Consider the following 26,571-nt stretch of genomic DNA (forward strand, 5'->3'; position numbering starts at 1 on the left):
CGGCGTCGAGGTCGTGGGTGTCCTCGATGCCGCCGGGCACGAGGCCCACCTGGTCGCCGTCGGGGTCGGTGTCGTTCGCCAGCGCCGCGACCGAGACCGTACGACCGGGCCGCACGGTGACCTCGTCGTCGACGGCGACCGGCGGCTGGTTCGTCTCCGCGGGCCGGGCGATGCCGACCTGGACCGTCCCCGTGGCGGTCGCGCCGCGTGCGTCGAGCACGGCGTAGGTGAACGTGTCGTGCCCGCTCGCGTTCTTCGACGCGGTGTACTCGATCATGCCGTCGACGACCTGGGCGGTGCCCTGGGACGCGGGGCTCGCGATGCCCGTGACCTGGACCGAGTCGCCGTCGGGGTCGATCCCGTCGAGGGGGACCGCGATCCGCACGCTCGCGCCGGACAGGACGCGGGCCTCGATCTCGCGGGGCTGCGGGGGCGCGTTGTCCTCGCCGTCGCGGATGCGGATCGTGACCTGGGCCGAGTCCTCCTGCCCGTTGACGTCGCGCACCCGGTAGATCGCGTACGCGGTGCCGGCCTCGGGGCCGGCCTTGAACCGCAGCGTGTCCTCCGAGACGAACGCCTCCCCCAGCGCGGGGTCGACGTCCTGCTCCAGCTCGGTCTGCAGGAACAGCTCGAGACCGTCGGGGTGGGTGTCGTTCCGCAGCACCGGGATCGTCACCACGTCCCCGGCGTGCACGGTCACCTCGTCGGCCGCCGCGTTCGGCGGCTGCAGGCGCGTGGGCGCCGGCACCGGGATGACCCGCACCTGGCCGGTCGCGGTCTCGGTCCCGTTCGAGGCCGTGTACTCGACCGTCACCGGCTCGTCCAGGCGCCGGATCTCGGTCACCCGCAGCATCTGGTGGGCCAGGATCGCGACGGAGACGCCCGCGTCGTCGGGGACGCGCACGGACTGGACGACGAGGACGCCGCCGGCGGGGTCGGTGTCGTTGGCCAGGACGTCCACGAGGGTCTTGCCGCCTGCGGGCAGCAGCGCGGTGTCGGTCACCACGATCGGCGCGCCCTCGGCCGCCGACGGCGGCAGCACGTCCACGCGCACCAGACCCGTCGTCGCGTCCGGGCCGTCGGTCACCTGGTACGTCAGGTCGTACGAGCGCGGCTCCATCGACACGAACGTGAACGTGCCCGCGTCGTAGTTCGGCGTGATCTCGGCCGGTGCCGACTCCGACACCGACGCCAGGCGCAGCTCGTCGCCGTTCGGGTCCGTGTCGTTGCGCAACGGCTCGACCGTCACCGGCTGCCCCGCGGGCACCACCACGTGGTCGCTCACCGCGACCGGCGGCTGCGGCCCCGGGACCACGTCGACGAGGAGCTTGCCCTCGAACGACATCTCCCCGTCGGAGACGAGGAGCGTGACGATCTTGCGACCCGTCGAGCCGCCGCCGTCGCGGAAGTCGACCGTCCCGTCGGGGCGTGAGCGCACGTCGTCGCCCGCGACGGTCGCGGCCGCGGACGCGAGGTAGAGGTCGTCGCCGTCCGGGTCCTTGAAGTAGGGGAGCACCTTGATCGTGGAGGTCCCGCCCTGCGCGACGCGCAGGACCGGGTCACCGGTCTGCTCGGGCGGCGCGTTCTCGCCCCACGGGGACACCTTGAGGGTCACGCCGGCCTCCGCCACGCCGCCGCGTCCGTCCGAGACGGAGTAGCGGAAGGAGCCGGTGCCGGTCGCGTCCTCGGGCACGACGGCCTGCAGCGCGGCGCCGCCCATGATCGCCTGCACCGTCGCGTTCGACGGCGAGTCCCCCGCGAGCGACGCCGTCATCACGTCCCCGTCCGGGTCCACGTCGTTGCCCAGCACCGGCAGGATCGTCGTGCGCCCCGGACGCACCCCGAAGCTGTCGTCCTTCGGCTGCGGCGGCCGGTTCGGCTGCGACCGGTCCGCGATGAACTGGTCCACCTGCTCCGGGTTCGTCAGCTCCGCGTCCGACTCCTCGCCCTCGGCCTCCTCCGGGATCTGCACGTCCCAGTCGTCGACCTTCTGGTACTCGTCCGCCGCCATCCACAACGTCCCCGCCGACAGGTCGTTGAGCACGATCACCTGACGGTTGACCCGGTAGGCCAGGCGCGTGCGCGGGTCCAGTCCCTCGAGACGCTCGTCGACGTCGCGGTCCGTCCCCTCGCAGTCGCGGATCACCTGGCCCGTGGAGCCCCACGCGCCGTACGTGCACGACCCGAGCTGCACCGGCGCGGCGGGCACGCCCTGGGCGGCGCGACGCTGGGCGTCCCCGCCCGCGAGGGGCTGGGTCACCAGGGCGTCGGCCGTCGCGACGACGACCGCGCGCGAGGCCGCGGACGGCTGCTGCAGGCGGGCCTGGTCACCGCCGTCGAGCGCGACGGTAGTGCCGCCCGGCAGCACGAGCTGGGACGCCGACCGGTCCAGCACCACCGGCTTCTCGCCGACCGCGGTCACCTCGACCTCCGCGCCCTTGCCCACCGGCAGCGCGGACTCGGTCGGCTCGCCGTCGACGACGCCGCGCGACGAGGTCTCGACCGTCCACAGCGTGCCCGTCCCCGGGACCGCGACGAAGACCGTGCCCTCGCGCGAGACCGTCAGCGCACCGGCCCCGCCGACCTCGGCGGTCGGCTCGAGCTCCTCGGCGTCGAACGACGTCGCCCCCTCGAACGGCAGGACCCACAACAGCCCCTCCTCGCCGTCCAGGACCGCCGTCGTCGCACCCCCCGAGGCCACCTGCGCACCCGCCGGCAACCGCACCTGACCCGACAGCTTCAGGTGCGCCACGTCCACCGGCGACGCCGACCCCGTGCCCGCGTCGTCCAGCAGCACCCGACCCGCGTCCTGCTGCACGTCGAACGACGCACTACCCGCGTTCAGGGTCCCGTCCAACGCCTGCGACTCGTAGTTGAACCGTCCCAGCAGGCCGGCCGACGTCTTCGTCACCCACACACCCGAGTCGTTCAGGTCGACGTCCGCCGTCGCCTCACCCTCGTAGAAGAGAGCCATGCCCACCAGCGCCGTCGAGAACACCGACACGGTGCTCACCGACGCCACGGTTCGACGATGCTCGCGGATGCTCGTCAGTAGGCCCACCGATGCTCCCTCAGTCCCTGGTCGGGGCACGCGGGACCACGTCATCCTGTCGAGCCGGGATGGCGAGAGAGGGGGAGACGCGCGTCCGTGCCCGCAGAACGCCCAGTCGAGGGTAACCGAACCGCCCTGTCGTCGGGCATGGGGAGGGGTCCCCATGCCGGGTGGGATCGGCGGGCGGCGTCAGGGCAGGAGGGACGCGCGCCACGTGGACGCGCGGTCGAGCGTGCGGTCCTCGACGGCGCGGAGCGCGTCCGTCGTGCGGTCCGTCGTGCGGTCCGTCGTCGGGGGGCGCGTCGCGGCAGCCCGGCCTCGTGCGGCCGCGGCGCGCTGCGTAGCGCGGCGGCGACCGAGGTCGGCGAGGGCCGAGCCGACGAGGACGAGCAGGCGGTCCGTGCCGTGCGGCTCGGCGGTGCGGGGAAGCGTGGGGGAGTACGCGCTCACGAGGGGTTCTCCTTGCCGTCGATCGTGGGGAAGACGTTGAAGTGGATCTGGACGGGGCGGGCGCCCGGGAGGCTCTCCTGCCCCTCGAACCGGCGCAGGGTCGCGTCGAACGCGTCCCACGCGTCGGCGACCTCGGTCATCTGCTCGGCCGTGAGCCACATGCTCGCGGTCGCCAGGCGCGCGCCCTCGAGCCAGCGCTGGGACAGCTCGGACGGCGCGCGGTCCAGGAACGTCTGGATCTTGCGGGCCCGGGCGGCCTCGAACTCGCGGCTGATCATGGTGCCCGCGAGCGACGACGCCGTGTCGGTGCCCTCGTCGGGAAGGCTCACGGTGAAGCCGCCGGGCACCCGCTCCCACCACCGCTCGCGCGCCGTGCCCTTCCCGGCGACCTCGCGGACGAAGTCGTGGCGGGCGAGCTGGCGCAGGTGGTAGCTCGTCGACCCGCTCGACTCGCCGACGAGCTCGGCGAGCCCGCTCGCGGTGAGCGAGCCGTGCGTCGAGAGGAGGTCGAGGATCTGGATCCGCAGCGGGTGCGCGAGCGCCTTGAGCTGCGCCGGGCCGAGGGGTGTCCGTCCCTCGGGCGGCGTGGCTGCGGTGGCGTCGTCGGTGCTCATGGCACGAGGCTACAAGTGCAAAGTTCTCTTTGCAAGAGTTTCTTTGCATGTTTGGACCTCGTCCCCGGGCGAGCCCGTGGCGAGGGGTGGGAACCGGTGCGAGCATCGACCCGTGACTGCCGTGGTGGAACGGGTGAGGGGTGCCGCCGAGCGCGCGATCTTCCTGCGCGTCGCCGGGCCGGACGCGACCGCGACGCGGGCGCGCATCCACGAGACGCCGGGCCCGCGGTGGTTCGACCCGGGCAGCCCCGTGCAGCGCGTCCACGGCGACGCGTCGATGTTCGTCGGCGGGCTGCGTGCACTGCTGCTCCAGAGCCTGCACCCGCTCGCGATGGCGGGCGTCGCCGCGCACTCGGGCTACCGGGGAGACCCGTGGGGGCGCCTCCAGTGCACCTCGACCTTCATCGCGGTCACGACGTTCGGGACGGCCGACGACGCCGAGCGGGCGGTCGGGGCGGTGCGCGCCGTCCACGAGCGCGTGCGCGGGGTGGCACCCGACGGGCGTCCCTACCGTGCCGGCGACCCCGACCTGCTGCGCTGGGTGCACGTCGCCGAGACCCAGAGCTTCCTCGCGGCGCACCAGACGTTCGGGCGCGACCCTCTCGACGCGCGGGGGTGCGACGAGTACGTCGCCCAGGCGGCCGTCGTCGGGCGCGCGCTCGGCGTGACGGACGCGCCGCGCACGGTCCGCGAGCTGGACGAGGCGATCGAGGGCTACCGGCCGGCGCTCGCCCTCACGCCCGCGGCGCTCGACGCCGCGCGGTTCCTGCTCGTGGAGGCGCCCCTGCCGCGGGCGGTGCGGCCGGCGTACGCGGGCCTCGCGATCGCCGCTCGCCAGCCGCTCCCGGCGTGGGCCCGGGCCGGGATGCCGCGCGTGCGCGGCGTGCCGGCGCGCTGGTCGCGCCCCGCGGGGGTCGCCGTCACGCGGGGGTCGCGGTCACGCGGCTGCTGCGGTGGGCGCTCCCGGCGAGATGAGCGCGGACCCGCGCCGGATCAGGGGGCGTCGCGGCGGTGGCGGTAGGCGTCGAGGTCGTCGTTGAGGCGCGTCAGGAGCTCGGCGAGGAGCGCGCGGTCGAGGCGCGACCAGCCGCCGAGGACGTCGGCGTAGACCGCGGTGCGTGCTGCCCGGTGGGCGGCGAGCTCGTCCAGGCCCGACGTCGTGGGCTCGACGACGACGGCGCGCCCGTCGCGCGGGTCGCGCGCCCGGCGCACGTGGCCCGCGTGCTCGAGCGCGGCCACCTGCCGGGTCACCGTGGAGCCGTCGAGGCCGAGCCGCTCGGCGAGCGCGGTGACGTGCAGGGGGCCGTGCGTCCCGAGCGTGTGGAGCAGCAGGTACCCGGACCGGTCGAGCGTGCCGTCGCGCCGCGAGGTCCCGGGCGCCCCCGAGGCCCGCGTGCGCTCGGCGCGCCGCAGGAGCTGCGCGAGCTCGAGCTCGATCGCCCCCAGCACGTCGTGCGCCGTCGCCTCCTCGCGCTCACTCGCGCTGCCCGTCGCGCCGCCGGGGGAGGGGACGGGCGAGCGGTTGTTTCCTGAGGCAACGGACATGGGTGTAGTCTACAGGTAGTTATCTGTCAGATACAGGTATCTGACCCGCCGAGCGGGCCCGACCCTCCACCCAGGAAGTGCGACCGAGTGGCCTCCACGCGCGACGAACCGAACCGCACCGCCATCTACGCGACCGCCCTCACGGCGTTCTTCGCGATCGCCGGCATCGCCGTCGTCGACCCGATCCTGCCCGTCATCGGCGAGGAGATCGGGGCGTCGACCTGGCAGATCGAGCTCCTCTTCACCGCCTACATCGCGGTCATGGCGCTCGGCATGATCCCCGCCGTCATGGCGACGGGGCGCTTCGGCTACAAGAAGATCCTCGTCACGGGCGTGAGCCTCGTCGCGGTCGCCGCCGTGCTCGCGGCGTTGAGCACGAGCATCGGGCAGCTCGCCGCCCTCCGCGGCCTGTGGGGGCTCGGCAACGCGATGTTCTTCGCGACGGCCATGGTCCTGCTCGTCTCCCTCGCGAACGACCGCGAGTGGGTCGTCGAGCTCTTCGAGACGTGCGTGGGGCTGGGCTTCGCGGTCGGACCGCTGCTCGGCGGCCTGCTGGGCGGCATCTCGTGGCGCGTGCCGTTCTTCGTGTGCGGCGTCTTCATGCTCGTCGCGCTGCTCGTGTCCGTGACGCGGCTCCAGGACCCGGCGCAGAAGCCCGCGCCCCTGCGTCTCGGGCGGGTGTTCGGCCTGTTCCGCAAGCCCGGCTTCCTCGCCCTCGCCGGTGTCACCGCCGCGTACAACTTCTGCTTCTTCGTCATCCTCGGGTACACGCCGGTCTTCCTCGGCCTCGACGTCGTGCCCCTCGGCCTCGTCTTCACCGCGTGGGGCGTCGGCCTCGCCGTCGGCATCCTCGTCGTGGGGCACCGGCTCGCCCACCGCGTCGGCGCCGTCCAGACCCTCGGGATCGCGGTCGTCGGCGTCCTGGCGGCGCTCGTGCTGCTCGCGCTCGACCTCGGGACCACCTGGTCCGTCGTCGTGCTCGTCGGCGCGGGCGTGTTCATGGGGATCGCGAACGCCAACCTCACCGACCTGTCGCTCGCGCTCGGCGACAGCGACCGTCGCGTCACGACCGGGGCGTTCAACCTCGTCCGCTGGGGCTTCGCCGCCCCGGCGCCCGTCATCGCCGGCCTGCTGCACCCCGTCTCGGCGACGGCGCCCTTCTGGCTCGGCGTCGGCGTGCTCGCGCTCGGCGTGGTCGCCTTCGTCGTGGCCGGTCACCGGATGGCCGCTGAGCTCGGCGAGCGCGTCCTGTGGTCGCGCTGGAACTGGCGGGCGCGCGCCGTCGAGGGCACGCCGGAGGAGGCCCTGGGCGAGGCCTGAGCCGCACGCCCGGCGCGGTCGGAGCGCGTGGGAACCATCTCGGGGCTCCTCGCGTTAGGCCCACGACATCGCGACGCCGCCGTCGTTCCCCGCCGACCTGGAACCCCTGGAGGCTCCGTGTCCCGTCTCGCCCGGCTGTCGCTGGCCAACCGCGCCCTCGTCGCCCTCGCCACCGTGGCGATCGCGGTCTTCGGCGTCATCAGCATGGGGTCGCTCAAGCAGGAGCTCATCCCGAGCCTGCAGATCCCGACGGCCGCCGTCGTCGGCGCGTACCCCGGGTCGGCGCCGGCGATCGTCGAGCAGCAGGTCACGGTCCCCGTCGAGACGGCCGCACGCGCCGTCAAGGGCGTCGAGGAGGTCACGTCGACGTCGTCGACCGGCCTGTCCGTGACGACCGTGCAGTTCGCGTACGGCACCGACATGGACGCGGCGTCCTCGCAGCTCCAGACGGCGGTCACCCGGCTGCAGTCGCAGCTGCCCGAGGACGTCGAGCCGCAGGTCGTGACGGGGTCGGTCGACGACCTCCCGGTCATCCAGCTCGCCGTGTCCGGCGGCGCGGACGAGGCAGGGCTCGCGGACACCGTCACGTCGAGCCTCGTGCCCGCGCTCGAGGACGTCGACGGCGTCCGCAGCGTCGCCGTGAGCGGTGTCGCCGACCAGCAGGTGACGATCGACCTCGACCCCGCCGCGCTGGCCGCCGCGGGCCTGAGCCCCGCGCAGGTCTCCACGATCCTCCAGGACAACGGCGTCGTGCTCCCGGCGGGCACGGTCGCCGACGGCGACCGGACGCTGAGCGTGCAGGTCGGCACCGCGATCACGACCGTCGACGACCTCGCCGCGCTGCCGCTCGTCGTCCCGGGCGCCTCCGCGCCCGTCACGCTGGGCGACGTCGGGACCGTCACCGCCGGTCCCGAGCCCGCGACGTCGTACTCGCGCCTCGACGGCGACGCCGCGCTCGCCGTCGCGATCACCAAGACGCCCGCGGGCAACACCGTCGAGGTGTCGCACGCCGTGCAGGACGCGGTGGACGACCTCGCCGGCGTGCTCGACGCCCAGGACGTGCGCGTCGAGGTCGTGTTCGACCAGGCGCCGTTCATCGAGGAGTCCATCGAGGGCCTCGCGACCGAGGGGCTCCTCGGCCTGCTGTTCGCCGTCGTCGTGATCCTGCTGTTCCTCGCGTCGCTGCGCTCGACGCTCGTCTCGGCCGTGTCGATCCCGCTGTCGCTGCTCGTGACGTTCGTCGTCATGAACGCCACGGGCTACACGCTCAACATCCTCACGCTCGGCGCGATGACGGTCGCGATCGGGCGCGTCGTCGACGACTCGATCGTCGTCATCGAGAACATCGAGCGCCACCTGTCGTACGGCGAGGAGAAGACGGGGGCCATCATCGGGGCGGTCAAGGAGGTCGCGGGAGCGATCACCGCCTCGACCGTCGCGACCGTCGCCGTGTTCCTGCCGATCGCGCTCGTGGGCGGCATGGTCGGCGAGCTGTTCCGGCCGTTCGCGCTCACCGTCGCCATCGCCATGCTCGCGTCGCTCTTCGTGGCGCTGACGATCGTGCCGGTCCTCGCGTACTGGTTCATCAAGGCGCCGCCCGTCCCGGCCGACCCGGAGGCCGCGCGCCTCGCGGGCGAGCGGGCCCGCGCCACGGCCGAGGCGAAGGAGCGCCGCGGGCTGTGGCAGCGCGGGTATCTCCCGACGCTGCGCGCCGCGCTGCGCCACCCCGCGATCACGCTCGGCGTGTCCGTCGCGATCCTCGCCGGCACGCTCGCGCTCGCGCCGCGGCTCGAGACCAACTTCCTCGGCGACACGGGCCAGGACACGCTCACGGTCACCGAGACGTTCGCGCCGGGCACGTCGCTCGACGCGCAGGACGCCGCCGCGCGCGACGTCGAGCAGGCGCTCCTCGACCTCGACGGCGTCGCGACCGTCCAGACGACCGTCGGCACCGCGGGCGGCCCGGAGGCCGCGTTCTTCGGCGGCGGCGGGTCCCCGACGGCGACGTTCGCCGTCACGCTCGACGCGGACGCCGACGCCGTCGCGGCCCAGGAGGACGTGCGCGACGCCGTCTCCGGGCTGGTCGGGGAGTCGAGCGAGGGCATCGAGGTCGCCGGCGCGGACGCCGCGTTCGGCAGCTCGACGGTCGATCTCGTCGTGCGCGCCCCCGACACCGACACGCTCGCCGCGGCCGCGACGGAGGTGCAGGAGCTCGCGGAGGGTGTCGACGGCGCCGCGCAGGTGACGAACAACCTCGCCGCCGCGCAGTCGACGGTCCAGGTGACCGTCGACCGCGAGGCCGCGGCCGCCGTCGGGCTCACGGAGACGCAGGTGGCCGGGACGGTCTCCGGGATCATGTCCCCGGCCCCGGTCGGCACGGTGAACCTCGGCGACGGCCCCGTCCAGGTGCGCGTGCTCGCCGGCGAGGCGCCCGCGACGGTGGCCGAGCTCGAGCAGGTCGTGCTGCCGACGGGCGCGGGCCCCGTGCCGCTCACGCAGGTCGCCGAGGTCGCCGAGGTCGAGGTGCCCACCTCGATCACCCGGGTCGACGGCGAGCGCAGCGCGACCGTGGCCGTGACGCCCGCGGGCCAGGACCTGGGCGCGCTCACCGCCACGCTGACGACGGCCGTCGACGGTCTCGACCTGGAGGGCGGGGCGACGGTCGAGATCGGCGGCGTCGCGTCCGACCAGGCCGACGCGTTCGCCGACCTGGGCCTCGCGCTGCTCGTCGCGATCCTCATCGTCTACCTCGTCATGGTCGCGACGTTCCGCAGCCTCCTGCAGCCGTTCATCCTCCTGGTGTCGGTCCCGTTCGCCGCGACGGGCGCGCTGCTCCTGCTGCTCGCGACCGCGACGCCGCTCGGCGTGCCGGCGCTCATCGGCCTGCTCATGCTCGTCGGCATCGTGGTGTCGAACGCGATCGTGCTCATCGACCTCATCAACCAGTACCGCGAGCGCGGCCGGTCGCTCGACGAGGCCGTCCTGGAGGGGTCGCGCAAGCGCCTGCGCCCCATCGTCATGACCGCCGCGGCGACGATCTTCGCGCTCACGCCCATGGCCGTCGGGATCACGGGCGGCGGCGCGTTCATCTCCCAGCCGCTCGCGCTCGTCGTCATCGGCGGCCTGCTGAGCTCGACGCTGCTGACCCTCGTCGTCGTCCCGGTGCTGTACACGCTCGCGGAGCGCCGCGGCGAGAAGCGGGCGGCCCGCCAGGCGGCGAAGGAGGAGGCCGCCGCCCAGGCCTGAACCCGCCGGGGCCGAACATGTGGTTCTGGAGCGTCAGGGGATCGGGACGCTCCAGAACCACATGTTCGGCGCCGGGAAGGGTGTCAGGAGGGGCGGGCGACGCCCGTCTCGTAGGCGAGGACGACCGCCTGGACGCGGTCGCGCAGGCCGAGCTTGCCGAGCACGCGGCCCACGTGGGTCTTCACCGTCGCCTCCGAGAGGACGAATCGCTCGGCGATCTCGGCGTTCGTCAGACCCTCGCCGAGGGCCTCGAACACCTCCAGCTCGCGCGCGGTGAGCTCGGCGAGGCGGGGGTCGTCACGGCCCGTCCGGGCCTGCGCCGGGGCGGCGGCGCCGTCCCGGGGGAGCTGGTTCGCGAACATCTCGAGCATGAGGCGCGTGACGCGCGGGGAGACGGCGGCGTCACCGCTCGCGACGGCGCGGATCGCGCCGACGAGCTCGCCGGGCTTCGCGTCCTTGAGCAGGAACCCGCTCGCCCCGGCCCGCAGCGCGGCGAACGCGTACTCGTCGAGGTCGAACGTCGTGAGGATGATGACGCGCGAGCCGGGGTGCGCCGCGACGATGCGCTCGGTCGCCTCGATGCCGTTGGTCCCGGGCATGCGCACGTCCATGAGCACGACGTCGGGGCGCAGCGCGCTCGCCTGCGCGACGCCCGTCTCCCCGTCGCCCGCCTCGCCGACGACCTCGATGTCGTCCTCGGCTGCGAGGATCATGCGGAAGCCCATGCGCAGCAGGGCCTGGTCGTCGACGAGCAGCACCCGGATCGGTGCCCCCGTTCCCGTCATGTGCGTTCCCGTCCGTCGTCGCGTGCACCGGCCTGGCGGCCCGGGTCGAGGTCGAGGCGCAGGCTCGCCCGCACCTCCCAGCCGCTCCCGCTCGGCCCCGCGGACACGGTACCGCCGTACACCGCGGCCCTCTCCCGCATCCCGATGATCCCGCGGCCGGTCCCGACCGGGACGCCGGGCGGGTGCTGCTCGGCGACCGACGGCGGGAGCGCGCGCTCGTCGGCCGTCGCACCGTCGCCCGGGCGCCGGCCGGCCTGGTTGACGACGCGCAGCTCGAGCCAGTCCGCGCCCGGCTCCGTACGGCGCGACACCTCGACGAGCACCATCGGCGACAGGGGCGCGTAGCGCAGCACGTTCGTCAGCGACTCCTGGACGATGCGGTGCGCCGTCTGGCGCAGCGCGGGCCCGGGCGTCGGCTGCGGCCCCGACCGCACGAGCCGCACCGGCAGCCCTGCGGTCCGGAAGCGCTCGACCGTCTCCTCGAGCTCGGGCGTCTCGTGCGCCGGCGCGAGCGGCACGGTCTGCTCGCCCCCGGGCTCGCGCAGGACGCCGAGCACGCGGCGCATGTCGGCGAGCGCGGCGCGGCCCGTCGACGTGAGCTCGTCGAGCGCGTGCGCGGCGAGCTCGGGGTCCTTCGCGCCCGACGCCTTGGCCCCGTCCGCGAGGGCGACCATGACGGTGAGGGAGTGCGCGACGACGTCGTGCATCTCGCGCGCGATGCGCGTGCGCTCGGCGGCGGCGGCGAGCTGGGCCTGCTGGTCGCGGTCGCGCGCGATCGAGTTCGCGCGCTCGACGAGGTCGGACACGTGCTGGCGCCGCGCGCGCACGTTGGTGCCGATCGCGAGCGCCACGAGGCACAGGATCGTCGTGACGAGGATGCCGACCACACGGTCGACGGTCGCGCGGCCCGGCTCGACGCTCTGCCGCAGGATCTCGCCGTCGTCCGTGGTGACGACGTCGTACCACAGGAGGGTCGCGCCGGACAGGGCGAGCACGACGATCGCGAGGACGGGCCACGCGATGCGCGACGGTCGCGACGCGGCGACGGCGTAGACGGCGAACATCGCCGCGACCTCGAAGCCGGCGGTGTCCCCCGTGACGGCGACCGCGACGACGCCGACCGCGGCGAGGCAGAGCGCGACCGTCACGGGGCGCCGACGACGCCAGTAGAGCAGCGCGCCGCCCGCGAGGAAGAACAGGAGCCCGAGGCGCGACGCGCCCCGCGGCTGCTCCGCGGACAGCGCGTACAGGACGCCGGGGACGACGAAGATCGCGACGACGACCCAGTCCATGACGACGGGGTGTCGCGCGAAGTACCGGCGGACGGGACCGAGCCGCCGCGCGTCGAGCTCGGTGAACGGCTCGGGCGCGGCCCGCATCGCCAGGGGCGCCGGCGCCCCCGGGCCGGTGCCCGGGCGCGCCGACGCCGACGCCGGGCGAGCGGTCTGCTCGTCCGGCGTCGGCGGGGTGGTGGGCCGGGAGGTCACGCGTCCCGGCGCTTGAGCACGACGGCGGCCGCGGCGGTGAGCGCGGCGGTCCAGCCGACGAGCACCGCGAAGCCCTGCCACGGGCCGATCGCGTCGGGGGAGGACATCCCGCCGCCGAGCACGACCTGCTCGCCGGCCGACGCGGGCAGGGAGTTCATGAGCGTCTGGACCCAGTCGGCGCCCGTGACGCCCTGGACGATGCCGAGGACCATCGACAGGACGAAGAACACGGCGACGAGCGTGAAGATCGCGCCGGCCGAGCTGCGCAGGAGGACGCCGACCGCGACGGAGAACAGCGCGACGGCCGTGAGGTACAGCACGGCGCCGACCAGGGCGCGCTGGTCCTCCGCCGAGGAGAAGTCGGCCGTGAGGCCGTCGCCGGACAGGATGGGGTAGGTCACCAGGTAGGAGAGCCCGACCGCGACGGCGGTCGTGACCGCCGTGACGGCCCCGACGACGATCATCTTCGCCGCGAGCGCGGGCAGCCGGCGCGGGACGGCGGACAGCGTGGAGCGGATCATGCCGGTCGAGTACTCGCCCGTGACGGTGAGCGCGCCGAGCACGGCGACCGCGAGCTGGGCGAACGAGTACCCGACCGTGATGACCATGACGCCGATGCCGTCGGTCGATCCCATCCCCATGTCCTCGGGCGAGCCGCCCTGACCGCTCACGGAGGTGACGACGGCCGCGAACATGAGCGAGAAGCCCACCATGACGACGACCGTGATGCCGAGCGTCCACCACGTCGAGCGCAGCGAGCGGAACTTGATCCACTCCGAGCGCAGCACGTGGGCGAAGGACAGGCGGTAGGGGGAGGTGCGGGACGCCGTCGGGCTGGTGGCGCCGGGGGCGAGGGTCGTGGCGCTCATCGCTGCGCTCCTTCGAGGGAGTCGGTGGGGGCCGGGGCGGCGGTCGCGCCCGCCGCGCCGTGGCCGACGTGCTGCTGGGCGGACTCGGTCTGGTACTCGACGGAGTCCGCGGTGAGGGCCATGTAGGCGTCCTCGAGCGTGGACGTGACGGGCGTGAGCTCGTGCAGGACGAAGCCCTGCGCGGCGGCGAGCTCCCCGATCCCGGCGGCGTCGCGGCCCGTCACGACGAGCAGGCTCGGCTCGTCGCTCGTGACGGTCGCGCCGTCGCTCGTGAGGAGCTCGGCGAGCTGCGTCGCGTGCGGCGTGCGCACGCGGACGGTGCGCTGCTGGGCGCCGTCGACGATGTCGCCCACCGGGGCGTCCGCGATGATGCGGCCCTTGCCGATGACGACGATGTGGTCGGCCGTCAGCGCGACCTCGCTCATGAGGTGGCTCGACAGGAAGACCGTGCGGCCCTCCGACGCGAGGTAGCGCGCGAGGTTGCGCACCCACAGCACGCCCTCCGGGTCGAGGCCGTTGACGGGCTCGTCGAGGATGAGCGTCTTCGGGTCGCCGAGCAGCGCCGACGCGATGCCGAGGCGCTGTCCCATGCCGAGCGAGAAGCCGCCGACGCGCTTCTTCGCGACGGACTGCAGGCCGGTCATCTCGATGACCTCGTCCACGCGCTTCGTCGGGATGCCGTGCGTCGCCGCCATCGCGAGGAGGTGGTTGTAGGCGGATCGCCCGGTGTGGACGGCCTTCGCGTCGAGCAGCGCGCCCACCTCGGTGAGGGGCGAGCGGTGCTCGGCGTAGGGACGTCCGTTGACGGTGACGGTCCCGGCGGTCGGGCGGTCCAGCCCCATGATCATGCGCATGGTGGTGGACTTGCCGGCGCCGTTGGGGCCGAGGAACCCGGTGACGGTCCCGGGACGCACGGTGAACGAGACGCCGTCCACCGCCGTCTTGGGCCCGTACCGCTTGGTCAGGCCGCGTGCTTCGATCATGACTTCGCCCCTCCGAGGGTCGTTCGTCCGTGATGGTCCGTGGTGCTCGCGGGCGGGGGTCGCGCCGGACGGGCCGGGGGCCTCACCGCGAGGTACGGCTCGAGCCTAGGGACGGGCCCGGCGCCGGGCAGCCACCGCGCGACGTATCTTGCCCCGTGCGTCGGCCGGGCGGCGTACGCCGCGCGGCGTACGCGGTGCGTCGTCGGGTGGTCCGCTGGTCGTCACCTCGGTCTCCGAGCGGGGGAAATCGGCGGGAACAGTGGCTGCGGCTCGCACGTTCCCTAGGATGAACACAGGCCAGCGACACCCGACTCGAGGCGAGAAGCCATGACGAGGCCCGCTGAGAGGTAGTGGACGCCGCGACCAGGAGGAGCTCATGAGCAACCCCGTCTTCAACAACAGCGCGGTCTTCGGCGAGCCGAAGAACCGGCGCGGTGGGGCGGCCACGCAGGCCGGACCCGCCTACGGGACCCCGCCCCCGCAGGGCCAGGGACCCGCGTACGGCACGCCCCCGCAGGGCGCCCAGTGGGGCGCGTACGGCGCGCAGGCCGCCGACGCCGCGACGCTGAACCAGATGTACGACGCTCCGTCGGCCACGACGGCGGACACCAAGCGCCTCACGTACGACGACGTCATCATGAAGACCGGCGGGCTGCTCGCGCTGCTCGTGGTGGTCGGCGCCGCGACGTGGGTCGTCGCGCCCGGCATCTGGCCGATCGGCGCGGTCGTCGGCCTCGTCCTCGGCCTCGTCAACGCGTTCAAGCGCAACCCGAGCCCGCTCCTCATCACGCTGTACACCGTCGCGCAGGGCGTGTTCCTCGGCGGCATCAGCGCGTTCTACGAGAGCTTCTACGACGGCGTCGTCCCGTCCGCGGTCGTCGCGACCGTCGCGACGTTCGCCGCGGCGCTGTTCCTGTTCAAGTCGGGCAAGGTGCGCGTCACGCCGAAGTTCACGCGCTGGCTGCTCATCGCGATGGTCGGCTACCTCGCATTCTCCCTCGTCAACGTCGGCCTGATCCTCTTCGGCGTCCTCGACGGCTGGGGCCTGCGCGGCGGGACGCTCGGCATCGTGATCAGCCTCGTCGCCGTCGGCCTCGCGGCCGCCTCGCTCATCGTCGACTTCGACTCGATCAAGCGCGGCGTCGAGGGCGGCGTGCCCGCCAAGTTCGCGTGGTCGGCCGCGTTCGGCCTCCTCGTGACGCTGGTCTGGCTGTACCTCGAGTTCCTGCGCCTGTTCGCGATCCTGCAGAGCAGCGACTGACGGTGGCGCGCAGCACCCGTGAACCGGCACCCGCGGCGGACCTCCCGCCGCGGGTGCCGGTCTTTCTCGCCGGCCTCGTCGTCGCCGCGGCGGCGATGCTCGGCGTCCAGGTCCTGTACATGGTCGTCTCGGGCGCGCCGCCCGCGTGGCTCGCGTTCGCGGCGCTCCTCGTCCTCGTCAGCGTGCCGACGGCAGGAGCCGCGGTCGCGTGGCTGGGCACGCGCGTCACGCGCGACGCGTCCGACCGGCGCGCCGCGCTCGTCTTCGCCGGGCTCGGCCTCGTCGCGGGCGCGCTGTGGGGCTCGCTGCTCGCCGGCGGGCTCGCGCGGCAGCTCGCCGACGCGGGCGCGAGCGGCGGGGGAGCGCTCGTCGCGGGCGCGGCCGCCGTCGTCGGCGTGACCGCCGCGGTCGGGGCGGGCCTCGGCCGGCTCGCCGCGCGCGAGGCGTCGGACCGGCCGCTCCTCGTCGTCGTGCTCGGCGTCGCGGTGGTCCTCGTCGCGCTCCTGGGCCTCGTCGGCTGACACCGCCACCCGGGCCACACCGCCCGGTCGCCTCGACGAGACGCGTGAGAGCCGCGCCCGAGCACCTCGGGCGCGGCTCTCGCGCCGTCGGGCGGGCGTCAGGCGGGGAGGCGGCCCGCGGCCGAGGCGAACCCGAGCCACGTGTGGCGGTTGCCCGCCCAGCACCAGCCGACCTTCGGCGCGCCGCGGCGCTCGCGGCCGTCGCGACCCGTGCCGTTCGAGATCCAGATCGCGGGCGTGCGCGTGTCGAGACGGCCGTCGGGCTTGCGCAGCCGCGACCCGATCGTCATGTAGCAGTGGTTGCGCGCGACGACCTCGGGCACCTGGAGCGCCCAGTGGATGCCCTCGTGCAGCAGGAGCGGGGTGCGGCCGCGCCCCGTGATCTCCGGGAGGGCCTCGTCGGGCGACCAGCTCGCCATGTCGTCGCCCCGGTCGAGCCCGACGACGAGCGAGAGCGGGCCGTCGGGGAGCGTGACGCCCTCGATCGGCGCGAAGCGGTCCACGTCCGGCATGTCGACGACGACGAAGCCCTCCTTCTCGCCGTCGCGGGCGGGGAGCCGCAGGAGCGGCGCGAGGGCCGACGGCGGCGCGAGCCGGGGGTCGACGACGAGCAGCGCCCCGACGGGTGCGGTCGCCGCGAGCCGTGCGGCGGCGGCGCGGACGTCGTCCGGCGCGAGACCCGCGATCCCGGGGACGCCGAGCGCGACGAGGCGCTCCGCCTGTGCGGCGAGGTCCGGGAGGTCGGGCACGGCGGGCGCCGGGGAGGTCGTGGGCGCGGAGGTCGTGGGTGCGGTCGGCGTGGTGGCGGTCGTCGTCGTCCGGGGCACGGGTCACCTCTCGGTCGGGGGTCGGTCGCGAGGTCCAACGCTCTACACCGTACGGGAATTCCCGCGCGGCGCGCGGCGTGTGACGGGCCGCCGGCGCGGTGACGCGCGCCGCGCCGGATCGGGGATGATCGGGGCATGAGATACGCAGAGCACGTGTCCGAGCTCGTCGGCGGAACCCCGCTCGTCCGGCTGTCCCGTGTCACCGAAGGCCTCAGCGCGACGATCCTCGCCAAGGTCGAGTACGTGAACCCCGGTGGGTCCGTGAAGGACCGCATCGCGCTGAAGATGGTCGAGGCCGCGGAGGCGTCGGGCGAGCTGCGCCCGGGCGGCACGATCGTCGAGCCCACGTCCGGCAACACCGGGGTGGGGCTCGCGCTCGTCGCGCAGCGCAAGGGGTACGACTGCGTGTTCGTCTGCCCGGACAAGGTGAGCCAGGACAAGCGCGACGTGCTGCGTGCGTACGGGGCGCGCGTCGTCGTCACGCCGACGGCGGTCGCGCCCGACCACCCCGACTCCTACTACTCGGTCTCGGACCGCCTCGTCCAGGAGATCCCGGGCGCCTGGAAGCCGAACCAGTACGCGAACCCGAACGGCCCGGCGTCGCACTACGAGTCGACCGGCCCCGAGGTCTGGGCCGACACCGACGGTCGCGTGACGCACTTCGTCGCGGGCGTCGGCACGGGCGGCACCATCACGGGGACCGGCCGCTACCTCAAGGAGGTCTCGGCGGACCGTGCGGAGTCCGACGGCGGGCGCGTGCGCGTCGTCGGCGCGGACCCCGCGGGCTCGGTGTACTCCGGCGGCGACGGCCGCCCCTACCTCGTCGAGGGCGTGGGCGAGGACTTTTGGCCGGCCGCCTACGACCCGGCCGTCCCCGACGAGGTCATCGCCGTCACCGACGCGGACTCGTTCGCGATGACGCGACGCCTCGCGCGCGAGGAGGGCCTGCTCGTCGGCGGGTCGTGCGGCATGGCGGTCGAGGCGACGCTGCGCCTCGCGCGCCGGCTCGAGGAGGAGGACCCGGTCGCCGCCGCGAAGGCCGTGATCGTCGTCCTGCTGCCCGACAGCGGCCGGGGCTACCTGTCGAAGATCTTCAACGACGCGTGGATGCGGTCGTACGGGTTCCTGCCCGACGAGGAGGGCGTGACCGCGGGCGACGTGCTGCGCGCGAAGGACGGGCGCCTGCCCGACCTCGTGCACACGCACCCGAGCGAGACCGTGCGCGACGCGATCGAGATCCTGCGCGAGTACGGCGTGTCGCAGATGCCCGTCGTGGGGGCCGAGCCGCCGGTGAAGATCGGCGAGGTCGCGGGCTCGGTGAGCGAGCGCGAGCTCCTCGACGCCGTGTTCTCGGGTCGCGCGTCGCTCGCCGACCGCGTGGACCAGCACATGGAGGCGCGCTTCCCGCTCATCGGCGCGGGCGAGGGCGTCGAGGCCGTGCGCGCGGCCCTGCACGACGCCGACGCGCTGCTCGTCGTCGAGGACGGCGACCCCGTCGGCGTCCTCACGCGGCACGACCTCCTGGGGTTCGTCGCGGCGCGCTGACGGCTGCCGAGCACGACGCGGGCGCCGCACCCGGGGCGGGTGCGGCGCCAGTGGCGTGCGGCGCGGCGGCCGGCCGTGCGCGCGGAGGGCGTCGGTCGGGGTGCGGGGTGGCTCCGGTCAGCGGGACGGGCGGCGCAGGGCGACGACCGCGAGGAGCACGCACCCGGCCCCGAGCAGGGCCCCGTGCGCGACGCGCAGGCCCGGTCCGCCCCAGAACTGGGGCAGCAGCAGGACGAGGCCGAGCGCGAAGGGCGCGACGAGCCACCAGCCCGCGACCCGCCGGAGCGCGACCGCGGTCACCAGGCCGCCCGCGGCGAGCAGGACCAGCCCCGCGCCGAAGAGCGTGACGGCGAGCGGGCCCGTGCGCAGGTCGGTGACGACGTCGAGGAACCCGGTCGTGGCGGCGTCGGGCGCGGCGGTCGCGGCGCGCGCGACCGCCTGGATGCCGAACATCTCGGCGCCGAAGAAGAGCGCGGCGAGGAAGCCGCCCGCCCCGACGAGCCCGGTCGCGGACGCGAGCAGGTCGAGGGCGCGCCGCGGGGCGGTGGGGGCGAGCACCGAGCGCAGGCCCCAGAGCGCGGGCGCGAGCAGGCCGATCGCGACGATCCCGCACAGGTGCGCCACGACCCAGCGGTCCGACGCGAAGGCGGCGGCGAGCTCGGCCGTCGCGCGGGTCTCGTCGGCCCACGGGCGCAGCACGGGGAACAGGACGAAGCCCGCGCCCGCCGCGACGAACGCGGCGGCGGTCGCGCGCCGGGCCGAGGTGGCCGACGTCGTGGGCGGGCGGGTGGTGGTGGTGCTCATGGGGGCCTCCGGGAGCGCTGGTCAGTCCGGCTGGGAGAGCGACCCCAGGCCCGCGAGGACGGCGCGGACGTGGAGGTCGAAGCTGCGGTCGAGGTCGTCGTGGAGGCGGTAGCCCCCGCCGACCTCGAGCGCGACGAACCCGTGCAGGCTGGCCCGCACGGAGCGGATCGCGTCGATCGTGCGGTCCTCGGGGAGGTCGAACCCGCGCAGGACGGCCGCGACGACCTGCACGCTGCGGCTCGCCGCGGCCGACAGCGCGGCGTCGGCGGGGTCGTCCGGGTCGGGCGCGACCTGCACGGCCGCGTACCGGCCCGGGTGCGCGCGGGCGTAGCGGCGGGTCGCGTGGGCGAGCGCCGCGACGGCGTCGGGCCCGGCGAGCCCGACGGTCGCGTCGGTGAGGGCGCGCGTGTAGTCCTCGACCGCCACGACGCAGACCTCGCGCCGCAGCGCGGCGAGCGACCCGACGTGCTTGTACAGGCTCGGCGTCGCGACGCCCGCCTGCGCGGCGACCTTGGCGAGCGTGAGGTCGGCGAACCCGCCCGGCCCGCCCGCGTCGACGAGGTCGACCGCGATGCGCACGACCGCCTCGCGCGAGAGACCGGCCCTAGCCACGGGTGCCCTCCGCCCGTGCGGCGGGCGCGCCGGCGGTACCGGCGGTACCGGGCAGGTCGGCGAGGAATGCGAGCGTCGCGGTCACGACCTCCTCGGGCGCCTGGAGCTGCGGGTAGTGGCCGACCTCGGGCAGGAGCAGGGTCGTCGCGCCGAGCGACTCCTGCGCCCACGCCGCCTCCGCGGCGGGGTCGGCGTAGTCGGGGTCGAGCGCGCCGTAGACGGCGAGCGCCGGGGCCTGCACCCGGGCGACGCGCGGCTCGACGACGCGGTGGTCGAGCGCGACGGCGAGGTCCCGGAACGAGCGCAGGCGGCCCGGCTCGGAGAGGTTGGCGCGGATCGCGGCCTGGTGGGCGGCGAGCCGTGCGGGTCGGCGGCCCTTGTTCAGGGACCCGTAGAACGAGGCCCAGAGCGCCGCACCCCACGGCCGGGCGAGCACGAGGCGGTAGAGCACGCGCATCGCGCGCAGCTTCGCCGGGGAGGACGGCTCGCGCAGGAACCCGTCGAGGAGGACGAGCCCGCGCACGAGGTCGGGCCGCTCGGCGGCCGCGACCACGGCCGCCGACGCCGCCATCGAGCTGCCGAGCAGCACTGCGGGCCCGGAGGCGAGGTGCTCGACGAGCGCGACGTAGTCGGACGCGGTGGCCTCGTCGCCGTGGGTGCTGAAGGTCGTGTCGCTGTCGCCGTGGCCGCGCAGGTCCATGACGGCGACGCGGTACCCGGCGGCGACGAGGTGGGGGACGACGTCGTCGTAGGTGGCGCGCAGGTCGCCCATGCCGGGCGCGGCGACGACGAGCGGGCCGGAGCCCTCGACGGTGTAGGCGAGGCGGCCCTCCGCCCGGGCGAGGTGGTGCACGGTGTGGTTCTGGCTCGTGTCCATAGCCAAGAAGCTAACACCATTAGCCAGGTCCCGCAAGGGTCTCGTCGGGCAGACGCCGCGACCGGCCGAGGGGGACGCGCGTAGGGTGGGAAGACCCGCGCCCGCGCGGCGTTCCTGCACCCGACGAGAGGCATCCTCGTGACCGACCAGCCCACCCTTCCCACCGCCTCGGGAGCGTTCGGCGAGAAGCCGACGCTCACCTTCCCCGAGACGGGCGCGCCCAGCGGACTGCAGGTCGTCGTGCTGTCCGAGGGGGACGGCCCCGCCGTCACGTCGGGCCGCAACATCGTCGTGCACTACCTCGGCCAGACCTGGGGCGGGCACGTGTTCGACAACTCCTACGACCGCGGCGACACCATCGCCTTCCCGATCGGCGTCGGCGCCGTGATCGGCGGCTGGGACAAGGGCCTCGTGGGCCAGAACGTCGGCTCGCGCGTGCTGCTGTCGATCCCGCCGGAGCACGGCTACGGCCAGCGCGGCGTGCCGCAGGCCGGCATCGGGGGCACGGACACGCTCGTCTTCGTGGTGGACGTCGTCGACGTCCAGTAGTCCGCGGCGACGGGCGACGGCCCGCGCCCGACGGCGCCCGGCACCCTCGCGGTGCCGGGCGCCGCTGCGTCAGGGCCGCCGCAGCGAGCGCGTCACGGTGAACCGTGGCCCGCGCGCGACCTGCGTGGTGGGGCCGACCGCCCGCTCGAGAGCCGGGCGGTAGCGCAGGTGCGAGTTCCACACGCACCACAGCGCCCCGCCCGGCCGCAGCACGCGCCCCGCCGTCGCGAACATGCGGTGCGCCGCGTCCGTGCGCAGCGCCGCGCCGTCGTGGAACGGCGGGTTGAGCAGCACGACGTCGGCGCTCGCGTCGGCGAGCGTCGCACCCGCGTCGTCACGCACCGTGCGCACGCGGTCGCCCACGCCGTTCGCCGTCGCGGTGAGCGCCGCGGAGCGGACGGCCGCGTCCGAGCGGTCCGCCGCGACGACGCGTGCGCCCGGCCATCGACGTGCGGCCCACGCCGCGAGCAGACCGGTGCCGCACCCGAGGTCGACGACGTCGCGCGGCTCGGTCCCGGGCAGCCGGCCGTCCGGGGCGTCGAGCTGCTCGAGGAGGAACCGCGTGCCGAGGTCGAGTCCCGCGCCCGCGAACGCCGCCCCGAACGCCACGACCCGCAGCGCGACGTCGGGCAGGTCGCTCGTCACGGGATACGTGAGGTCGCCGCGCACGGGGCGGGGGGACGACGCGACGAGCACGCGCGACTTGCCCCGCGCGAGGCTCGCGCTCACGTCGCCGAACGACTCGGCGAGGACGTCGTTCATCGCGTGCGTCATGTGCTTGACCCGGCCGCCCGCGAGGAGCACGACGTCCGGCCCGGCCTCGCGCGCGACGTGCTCGGCGACGTCGCGCAGCGCCGCGAGACCCCGGGGCAGGCGCAGCAGCACGACGCGCGCGCCCGCGAGGAGCGCCCCGTCGAGGCCGTGGCGCGCGTACGCGCCCGTCATGCCGAGCGCCGCGGCGTTGGCGTCGAGAGCCGCCTCCGCGGTGCACGCGTCCTGATGGACGCGTACCGGCGCCCGCTGCGCGCCCGGGGCGCCGTCCTTCTGCGCGCCCGCCGGCGCACGCGTGGCGCCGTCCGCCGCCGCGCCCGCGAGGAGCGCCGCCCCGAGCGTGAGGGCGCCGTACCGGTCGTCGACCACGGACACCGCGCCCGGGCCCACACCGCGCAGCCACGGCGCCGCCTCGTCGAGCAGCAGGCGGTCCGCCGCGTCGACGGCGACGGGCGCGTCCTCGCGGGCCGGGCCCGGGTCGTCGGTCCGCAGACGCGCGAGCAGGTCGGCGAGGTCCCAGGTCGTCACCGCCCCAGTCTCCCCGACGCGCGCCCGCGACCCGACCCCACCCTCTCCCGCGCTGACTCCGGCCCGCCCGCGCCGACCGGACTCCCCGGCGCTAGTGTGCGGATCGTCGGCTGAGGAGGTACCGGTGGACGTCCCGCGAACCCTGGACGCGTCGCGCGCCGCCGGCCGCGCCCTGCGCGACCGCACGCCCCGTCGCGCGCACGACGAGCTCGTGTTCCCCGACCGCGACCCCGTCGCGATCATCGAGGACCAGAACCGCGAGCGGCTGCAGCACCTCGTGCCGCTGCGCATCGGGCGCATGCTCGAGTCGCCGTTCGCCTTCTACCGCGGCACCGCCGCGACCATGGCGCACGACCTCGGGCACGGCCCGCGGACCGGCGTGCACCTCGTCGCGTGCGGTGACGCGCACGTCTCGAACTTCGGGCTGTTCGCGTCGCCGGAGCGCCGGGTCGTGTTCGACCTCAACGACTTCGACGAGGCCGCCGACGCGCCGTGGGAGTGGGACGTCAAGCGGCTCGCGACGAGCATGTACGTCGGCGGCCGGGACAAGGGCATGACGGAGTCGGAGTGCTTCGAGGCCGCGCGCCTCGCCGCCCTCGGCTACCGCGAGGGCCTCGCCGCGGCCTTCGCGCACAGCGCCCTCGAGCGGTTCGCGTTCGAGATCGACACCGAGACGATCGAGCCGCTCCTGCGCAAGGAGGGCCGCAAGGAGCTGCACCGGACGGTGCGCAAGGCGCGCCGGCGCACGTCGGAGCAGGTGGTCCGCAGGATCACCACGCGGGCCCAGGACGGCCGGACGCGCATCGTGGACCAGCCGCCGGTCACGCAGCACGTCGACACGGCGACCGTCGAGGAGCTCGTGCCCCTCGTCGAGGCCTACCGCGAGCCGCTGCGCGCCGACGTGCGCCTGCTCCTGAGCCAGTTCGAGCTCGTGGACTTCGTGCTGCGGGTCGTGGGCGTGGGCAGCGTCGGCACGCGCTGCTACATCCTCCTGCTCGAGGGACCCGCGGGCGAGCCGCTCGTGCTGCAGGTCAAGGAGGCGACGCGGTCCGTCCTGTCGACCTACGGCGGCATGCCCGACGCCCTGCCGGCCGGCCTCGTGCCCGCCGGGCCCGTGTACGCGCAGGGCCGGCGGGTCGTGGCCGCGCAGCGCATCCTCCAGGCGCACTCCGACCCGTTCCTCGGCTGGATCGACATCGAGATGCCCGAGCGCACGGGCCGTCCGCGCGTCGACTTCTTCTGGCGCCAGTTCCGCGACATGAAGGGCTCCGTCGAGCTCGACCGGCTCACCACGGTCCAGCTCACGCGGTACGGGGAGCTGTGCGGGCGGGTGCTCGCGCGCGCCCACAGCCAGTCGCCCGGCGCTCGCGTGGCCCACGGGTACCTGGGGCGCTCCGACGCGTTCGACCTCGCGGTCGCGCGCTGGGCGCGGGCCTACGCGGACGTCGTCGAACGGGACTACGCCGCGCTCGAGGCGGCGGTCGCGAGCGGGCGGCTCCCGGCCGAGCGGGGGACCTGAGGCGGCGCGACGCCGACCGTAGGCTGGGCGCCATGACGGACGACGCCGCGCTGCCCGCCCCCGCCGAGACCTTCGTCCCGACCGTCGCCGGGCGCGGGACCGCCCGAGTCGCGATCGAGTACTGCACCCAGTGCCGGTGGCTCCTGCGGGCGGCGTGGGTCGCGCAGGAGCTGCTGCAGACGTTCCGCACGCGGCTCGGCGAGGTCGCGCTCGTGCCGGGGACCGACGGCGTGTTCCGCGTGACGCTCGACGCCGGGGACGGGCCGGTGCTCCTGTGGGACCGCCGGGTGGACGGCGGGTTCCCGGAGGTCCCGGACCTCAAGCGGCGCGTGCGCGACGCCGTCGCGCCGGACCTCGCGCTCGGTCACACGGACCGGGCCGCCGCACGGGCGGCGGACGGCGAGGCCGGGGGCCCGGCGGAGGGCTGACCCGGGCCGGAGCACCTGCCCCGGCCGGGGCTCGAGGTGAGGGCTCAGCCCTTCTTGGCGCGCTCGGCCGCGAGCCGCTCCTCCTCGGCGCGGACCTTCTTCTGCACCTCGCGCTCGGCCTCGAGCCACGCGGGCGGGTCCTCGCGCAGCGCGTCGATCTCGGCCGTCGTCAGCGGCTCGGTGAGCCCGCCGCGCGCGAGGCCCGAGATCGACACGCCGAGGCGGCCGGCGACGACGGGGCGCGGGTGCGGGCCGTTGCGGCGCAGCTCGCTCAGCCACTCGGGCGGGTTCTTCTCGAGCTCCTCGAGCTGCGCGCGCGTGATCGTGCCCTCCTGGAACTCCGGGGGCGTGGCGGGCAGGTACACCCCGAGCTTCTTCGCCGCGGTGGCGGGCTTCATGGTCTGCGCGGACTGCTTGGGGGTCATGGGCTCCAGGGTAGTCGGCCGCGTCGGCCCCGGGCGTCGGCGGGAGCGGGCACGTGCGCGCCCCTAGGCTGGTCGGGTGGACGACGACGCGGGTGCAGCCCCGGAGGGAACGACCGACGACGCCGAGGGCGGGCGACGGTTCCGGCTCGCGTACGTGCCCGGGGCGACGCCCGCGAAGTGGGTGCGCACGTGGCGCGAGCGCCTCTCGGACGTGCCGCTCGACCTCGTCGCGGTCGCGGCGGACGACGCCGAGCGTGCGCTGCGCGACGACGAGGCGGACGCCGCGCTCCTGCGCCTCCCGGTCGACCGCGACGTGCTCGCCGCGATCCGGCTCTACGAGGAGACGCCGGTCGTGCTCGTCTCGCGCGACCACCTGCTCGCGGCGCTCGAGCCGGACGAGCCGGTCGCGCTCGCGGACCTCGACGACGACGTGCTCCTGCGTCCGCTCGACGACGTCGTGCCGTGGGCCGGCGAGCCCGGTGCGGACGACGACGCCCCGCACCCGCCGGGGCGGCCCGCGGTGGAGCGCCCGGCCACGACGGCCGACGCGGTCGTGCTCGTCGCGGCGGGCGTGGGTGTCGCGGTGGTGCCGCAGTCGCTCGCGCGGCTGCACCACCGCAAGGACGTGACGTACCGCCGGCTGGAGGGCGCGCCGTCGTGCCCGGTCGCGCTCGCGTGGGTGGCCGAGCGCGACGACGACCTCGTCGAGGAGATGGTCGGCATCGTGCGGGGCCGCACCGCGAACAGCTCGCGCGGGCGCCGCGCCGAGGCGGTCGCCGAGCAGCCCGCGCCGCGCGCGCAGGGTGCGGGCCGGGGCGCTCCGGGCGGGCAGGGCGCACGCGGCGGCGGACGCGGGGGATCGGGCAGGGGCCAGAAGGGTGCGGGGTCGTCCGGCCGCGGTGCGCGCACGGGCCGGGGCTCGCGCGGCCGCGGCGGGAAGCGCCGGTGACCGAGCGGGCCGGTGCCCCGCCCGCGCGGGACGCCGCCCCGGTCGGGCTCGTCCTGCTCGACGCCCGGCCGCCGGCGGAGCGCGCCACGCTCCTGGCCGGTGCGCTGCGGCTGCGCCTCGGGCCCGGGCAGGAGACGTTCGTGCCGCCCGCCGCCGACGTCGTGGCCGCGGCGCAGGCCGATCCCGACCGCCACCTCGTGGTCGCCCGCCCGCCCGGCGGCGACCCGGTCGCGCTCGGTGTCCTGCACCCGGGCGGCGCGCCCGCCGAGGTGGTCGCGCTCCTCGGCGGGGTCGGTGCCGACGACGTCGTGCTCTTCCGCGGCTTCCTCGTCGACGTCGCGTCGCAGGGCGGGGGAGTGGGCTCGCGCGTGGTGAGCCTGCTGCCGGGCGTCGTGGGGGACCTCGCGCGCGTGCGGGGCCGGGCCACGCCGTTCGCCGTGCTCGTGCTCACGGTGAACGACCGCAACGCGGCGGGTCGTCGCGCCTACGCGCGCGCCGGGCTCACGGACTGCGGGGCCTACCTCGGCGGGAGCGCCGGGCCGCAGCGAGTCATGGCGCGTGACCTTCGCGTTCCATAGGTCTTGACTTATATAAGCAACGGGTG

25 protein-coding genes are annotated in these 26,571 nt (G+C 75.3%); 11 read left to right on the forward strand and 14 right to left on the reverse strand.

The genetic code is table 11. From position 1 onward, the window contains the following. From GYH36_RS09065 to GYH36_RS09075, 3 genes are all read right to left on the reverse strand, one after another. On the reverse strand, window positions 1-3,013 hold a 3,013-nt coding region (locus tag GYH36_RS09065), incomplete at its 3' end, for an Ig-like domain-containing protein (protein ID WP_312028571.1). A 228-nt stretch (window positions 3,014-3,241) separates the two neighbouring features. Beyond that, on the reverse strand, window positions 3,242-3,502 hold the full coding sequence (locus tag GYH36_RS09070; protein WP_115943066.1) for a hypothetical protein: 261 nt from the start codon (window positions 3,500-3,502) through the stop codon (window positions 3,242-3,244). Continuing rightward, window positions 3,499-4,116: an ArsR/SmtB family transcription factor gene (locus GYH36_RS09075; RefSeq protein ID WP_115943065.1), complete on the reverse strand. Its 618-nt coding sequence runs from the start codon at window positions 4,114-4,116 to the stop codon at window positions 3,499-3,501. The genes GYH36_RS09070 and GYH36_RS09075 overlap by 4 nt, the downstream gene beginning before the upstream one ends. A 112-nt stretch (window positions 4,117-4,228) precedes the next feature. Between GYH36_RS09075 and GYH36_RS09080 the strand changes: the two genes are divergently transcribed. Continuing rightward, window positions 4,229-5,137 (forward strand): oxygenase MpaB family protein, encoded by a 909-nt coding sequence (locus tag GYH36_RS09080; protein ID WP_312028572.1) that lies wholly within the window; start codon window positions 4,229-4,231, stop codon window positions 5,135-5,137. Here the strand turns inward: GYH36_RS09080 and GYH36_RS09085 are convergent. Continuing rightward, on the reverse strand, window positions 5,110-5,661 hold the full coding sequence (locus GYH36_RS09085) for a MarR family winged helix-turn-helix transcriptional regulator (protein ID WP_081772191.1): 552 nt from the start codon (window positions 5,659-5,661) through the stop codon (window positions 5,110-5,112). The two genes, GYH36_RS09080 and GYH36_RS09085, sit on opposite strands and share 28 nt — an antisense overlap. Window positions 5,662-5,748: 87 nt before the next feature. Here GYH36_RS09085 and GYH36_RS09090 point away from each other — a divergent pair, with 87 nt between their 5' ends. After that, window positions 5,749-6,981 (forward strand): MFS transporter, encoded by a 1,233-nt coding sequence (locus GYH36_RS09090; protein ID WP_162289692.1) that lies wholly within the window; start codon window positions 5,749-5,751, stop codon window positions 6,979-6,981. A 117-nt stretch (window positions 6,982-7,098) separates the two neighbouring features. Continuing rightward, on the forward strand, window positions 7,099-10,227 hold the full coding sequence (locus tag GYH36_RS09095; protein ID WP_162289693.1) for an efflux RND transporter permease subunit: 3,129 nt from the start codon (window positions 7,099-7,101) through the stop codon (window positions 10,225-10,227). 83 nt (window positions 10,228-10,310) lie between these two features. Here GYH36_RS09095 and GYH36_RS09100 read toward each other — a convergent pair whose 3' ends face one another. From GYH36_RS09100 to GYH36_RS09115, 4 genes are read right to left on the reverse strand one after another with little or no spacing between them, the layout of a single operon-like run. After that, entirely contained in the window at window positions 10,311-11,012 is a 702-nt protein-coding gene (locus GYH36_RS09100) for a response regulator (RefSeq protein ID WP_034603348.1), read from the reverse strand. Then, window positions 11,009-12,499 (reverse strand): sensor histidine kinase, encoded by a 1,491-nt coding sequence (locus GYH36_RS20045; protein WP_115943059.1) that lies wholly within the window; start codon window positions 12,497-12,499, stop codon window positions 11,009-11,011. Before GYH36_RS20045 ends, GYH36_RS09100 begins: the two co-directional genes overlap by 4 nt. After that, on the reverse strand, window positions 12,496-13,368 hold the full coding sequence (locus GYH36_RS09110; RefSeq protein WP_115943058.1) for an ABC transporter permease subunit: 873 nt from the start codon (window positions 13,366-13,368) through the stop codon (window positions 12,496-12,498). The genes GYH36_RS20045 and GYH36_RS09110 overlap by 4 nt, the downstream gene beginning before the upstream one ends. Next, window positions 13,365-14,351, reverse strand: a complete 987-nt coding sequence (locus tag GYH36_RS09115; RefSeq protein ID WP_024839471.1) for an ABC transporter ATP-binding protein — start codon at window positions 14,349-14,351, stop codon at window positions 13,365-13,367. The genes GYH36_RS09110 and GYH36_RS09115 overlap by 4 nt, the downstream gene beginning before the upstream one ends. Before the next feature lie 376 nt (window positions 14,352-14,727). Here GYH36_RS09115 and GYH36_RS09120 point away from each other — a divergent pair, with 376 nt between their 5' ends. Next, window positions 14,728-15,612 carry a Bax inhibitor-1/YccA family protein gene (locus GYH36_RS09120; protein WP_024839470.1) on the forward strand — a complete coding sequence of 295 codons (885 nt, stop codon included), beginning with the start codon at window positions 14,728-14,730 and terminating at the stop codon, window positions 15,610-15,612. Between the two features lie 53 nt (window positions 15,613-15,665). Further along, complete coding sequence (locus GYH36_RS09125) at window positions 15,666-16,133, forward strand: hypothetical protein (RefSeq protein ID WP_024839469.1); 468 nt, start codon at window positions 15,666-15,668, stop codon at window positions 16,131-16,133. 98 nt (window positions 16,134-16,231) lie between these two features. Here the strand turns inward: GYH36_RS09125 and GYH36_RS09130 are convergent, their stop codons facing one another. Then, the gene (locus GYH36_RS09130) at window positions 16,232-16,960 is read right to left on the reverse strand and encodes a DUF5701 family protein (RefSeq protein ID WP_024839468.1); all 729 of its coding nucleotides are present in this window, start codon (window positions 16,958-16,960) and stop codon (window positions 16,232-16,234) included. A gap of 135 nt (window positions 16,961-17,095) precedes the next feature. On the opposite strand from GYH36_RS09130, the gene GYH36_RS09135 reads away from it, so the two are divergent. Next, window positions 17,096-18,505: a cystathionine beta-synthase gene (locus GYH36_RS09135; protein WP_155099832.1), complete on the forward strand. Its 1,410-nt coding sequence runs from the start codon at window positions 17,096-17,098 to the stop codon at window positions 18,503-18,505. A gap of 117 nt (window positions 18,506-18,622) precedes the next feature. On the opposite strand, the gene GYH36_RS09140 is transcribed toward GYH36_RS09135, so the two are convergent. The 3 genes from GYH36_RS09140 to GYH36_RS09150 are packed head-to-tail and all read right to left on the reverse strand — an operon-like array spanning window position 18,623 to window position 20,798. Then, window positions 18,623-19,309, reverse strand: a complete 687-nt coding sequence (locus tag GYH36_RS09140) for a hypothetical protein (protein WP_155099831.1) — start codon at window positions 19,307-19,309, stop codon at window positions 18,623-18,625. Window positions 19,310-19,330: 21 nt separating this feature from the next. Beyond that, window positions 19,331-19,921, reverse strand: a complete 591-nt coding sequence (locus GYH36_RS09145) for a TetR/AcrR family transcriptional regulator (protein WP_115943055.1) — start codon at window positions 19,919-19,921, stop codon at window positions 19,331-19,333. Beyond that, on the reverse strand, window positions 19,914-20,798 hold the full coding sequence (locus GYH36_RS09150) for an alpha/beta fold hydrolase (protein WP_162289694.1): 885 nt from the start codon (window positions 20,796-20,798) through the stop codon (window positions 19,914-19,916). Before GYH36_RS09150 ends, GYH36_RS09145 begins: the two co-directional genes overlap by 8 nt. 138 nt (window positions 20,799-20,936) lie before the next feature. Between GYH36_RS09150 and GYH36_RS09155 the strand changes: the two genes are divergently transcribed. Next, window positions 20,937-21,347: an FKBP-type peptidyl-prolyl cis-trans isomerase gene (locus GYH36_RS09155; protein WP_024839463.1), complete on the forward strand. Its 411-nt coding sequence runs from the start codon at window positions 20,937-20,939 to the stop codon at window positions 21,345-21,347. Between the two features lie 69 nt (window positions 21,348-21,416). Here GYH36_RS09155 and GYH36_RS09160 read toward each other — a convergent pair whose 3' ends face one another. Beyond that, complete coding sequence (locus tag GYH36_RS09160; protein WP_312028573.1) at window positions 21,417-22,646, reverse strand: class I SAM-dependent methyltransferase; 1,230 nt, start codon at window positions 22,644-22,646, stop codon at window positions 21,417-21,419. A gap of 124 nt (window positions 22,647-22,770) precedes the next feature. Between GYH36_RS09160 and GYH36_RS09165 the strand changes: the two genes are divergently transcribed. Both GYH36_RS09165 and GYH36_RS09170 read left to right on the forward strand, forming a co-directional pair. Further along, complete coding sequence (locus GYH36_RS09165) at window positions 22,771-24,165, forward strand: DUF2252 domain-containing protein (RefSeq protein WP_162289696.1); 1,395 nt, start codon at window positions 22,771-22,773, stop codon at window positions 24,163-24,165. 32 nt (window positions 24,166-24,197) lie between these two features. Further along, window positions 24,198-24,593 (forward strand): Rdx family protein, encoded by a 396-nt coding sequence (locus GYH36_RS09170; RefSeq protein ID WP_024839460.1) that lies wholly within the window; start codon window positions 24,198-24,200, stop codon window positions 24,591-24,593. Between the two features lie 44 nt (window positions 24,594-24,637). Here GYH36_RS09170 and GYH36_RS09175 read toward each other — a convergent pair whose 3' ends face one another. Next, window positions 24,638-25,018 (reverse strand): DUF5997 family protein, encoded by a 381-nt coding sequence (locus tag GYH36_RS09175; RefSeq protein WP_024839459.1) that lies wholly within the window; start codon window positions 25,016-25,018, stop codon window positions 24,638-24,640. Between the two features lie 76 nt (window positions 25,019-25,094). Here GYH36_RS09175 and GYH36_RS09180 point away from each other — a divergent pair, with 76 nt between their 5' ends. Together GYH36_RS09180 and GYH36_RS09185 are read left to right on the forward strand one after the other, a co-directional pair. Continuing rightward, window positions 25,095-25,967 (forward strand): LysR substrate-binding domain-containing protein, encoded by an 873-nt coding sequence (locus GYH36_RS09180; protein WP_162289697.1) that lies wholly within the window; start codon window positions 25,095-25,097, stop codon window positions 25,965-25,967. Beyond that, the gene (locus tag GYH36_RS09185) at window positions 25,964-26,545 is read left to right on the forward strand and encodes a hypothetical protein (RefSeq protein WP_162289698.1); all 582 of its coding nucleotides are present in this window, start codon (window positions 25,964-25,966) and stop codon (window positions 26,543-26,545) included. Before GYH36_RS09180 ends, GYH36_RS09185 begins: the two co-directional genes overlap by 4 nt. The last annotated feature ends 26 nt before the right edge of the window (window positions 26,546-26,571 follow it).

It is taken from the genome of Cellulosimicrobium composti, from assembly GCF_010287905.1.
GTDB classification, from domain to species: Bacteria; Actinomycetota; Actinomycetes; order Actinomycetales; family Cellulomonadaceae; genus Cellulosimicrobium; species Cellulosimicrobium composti.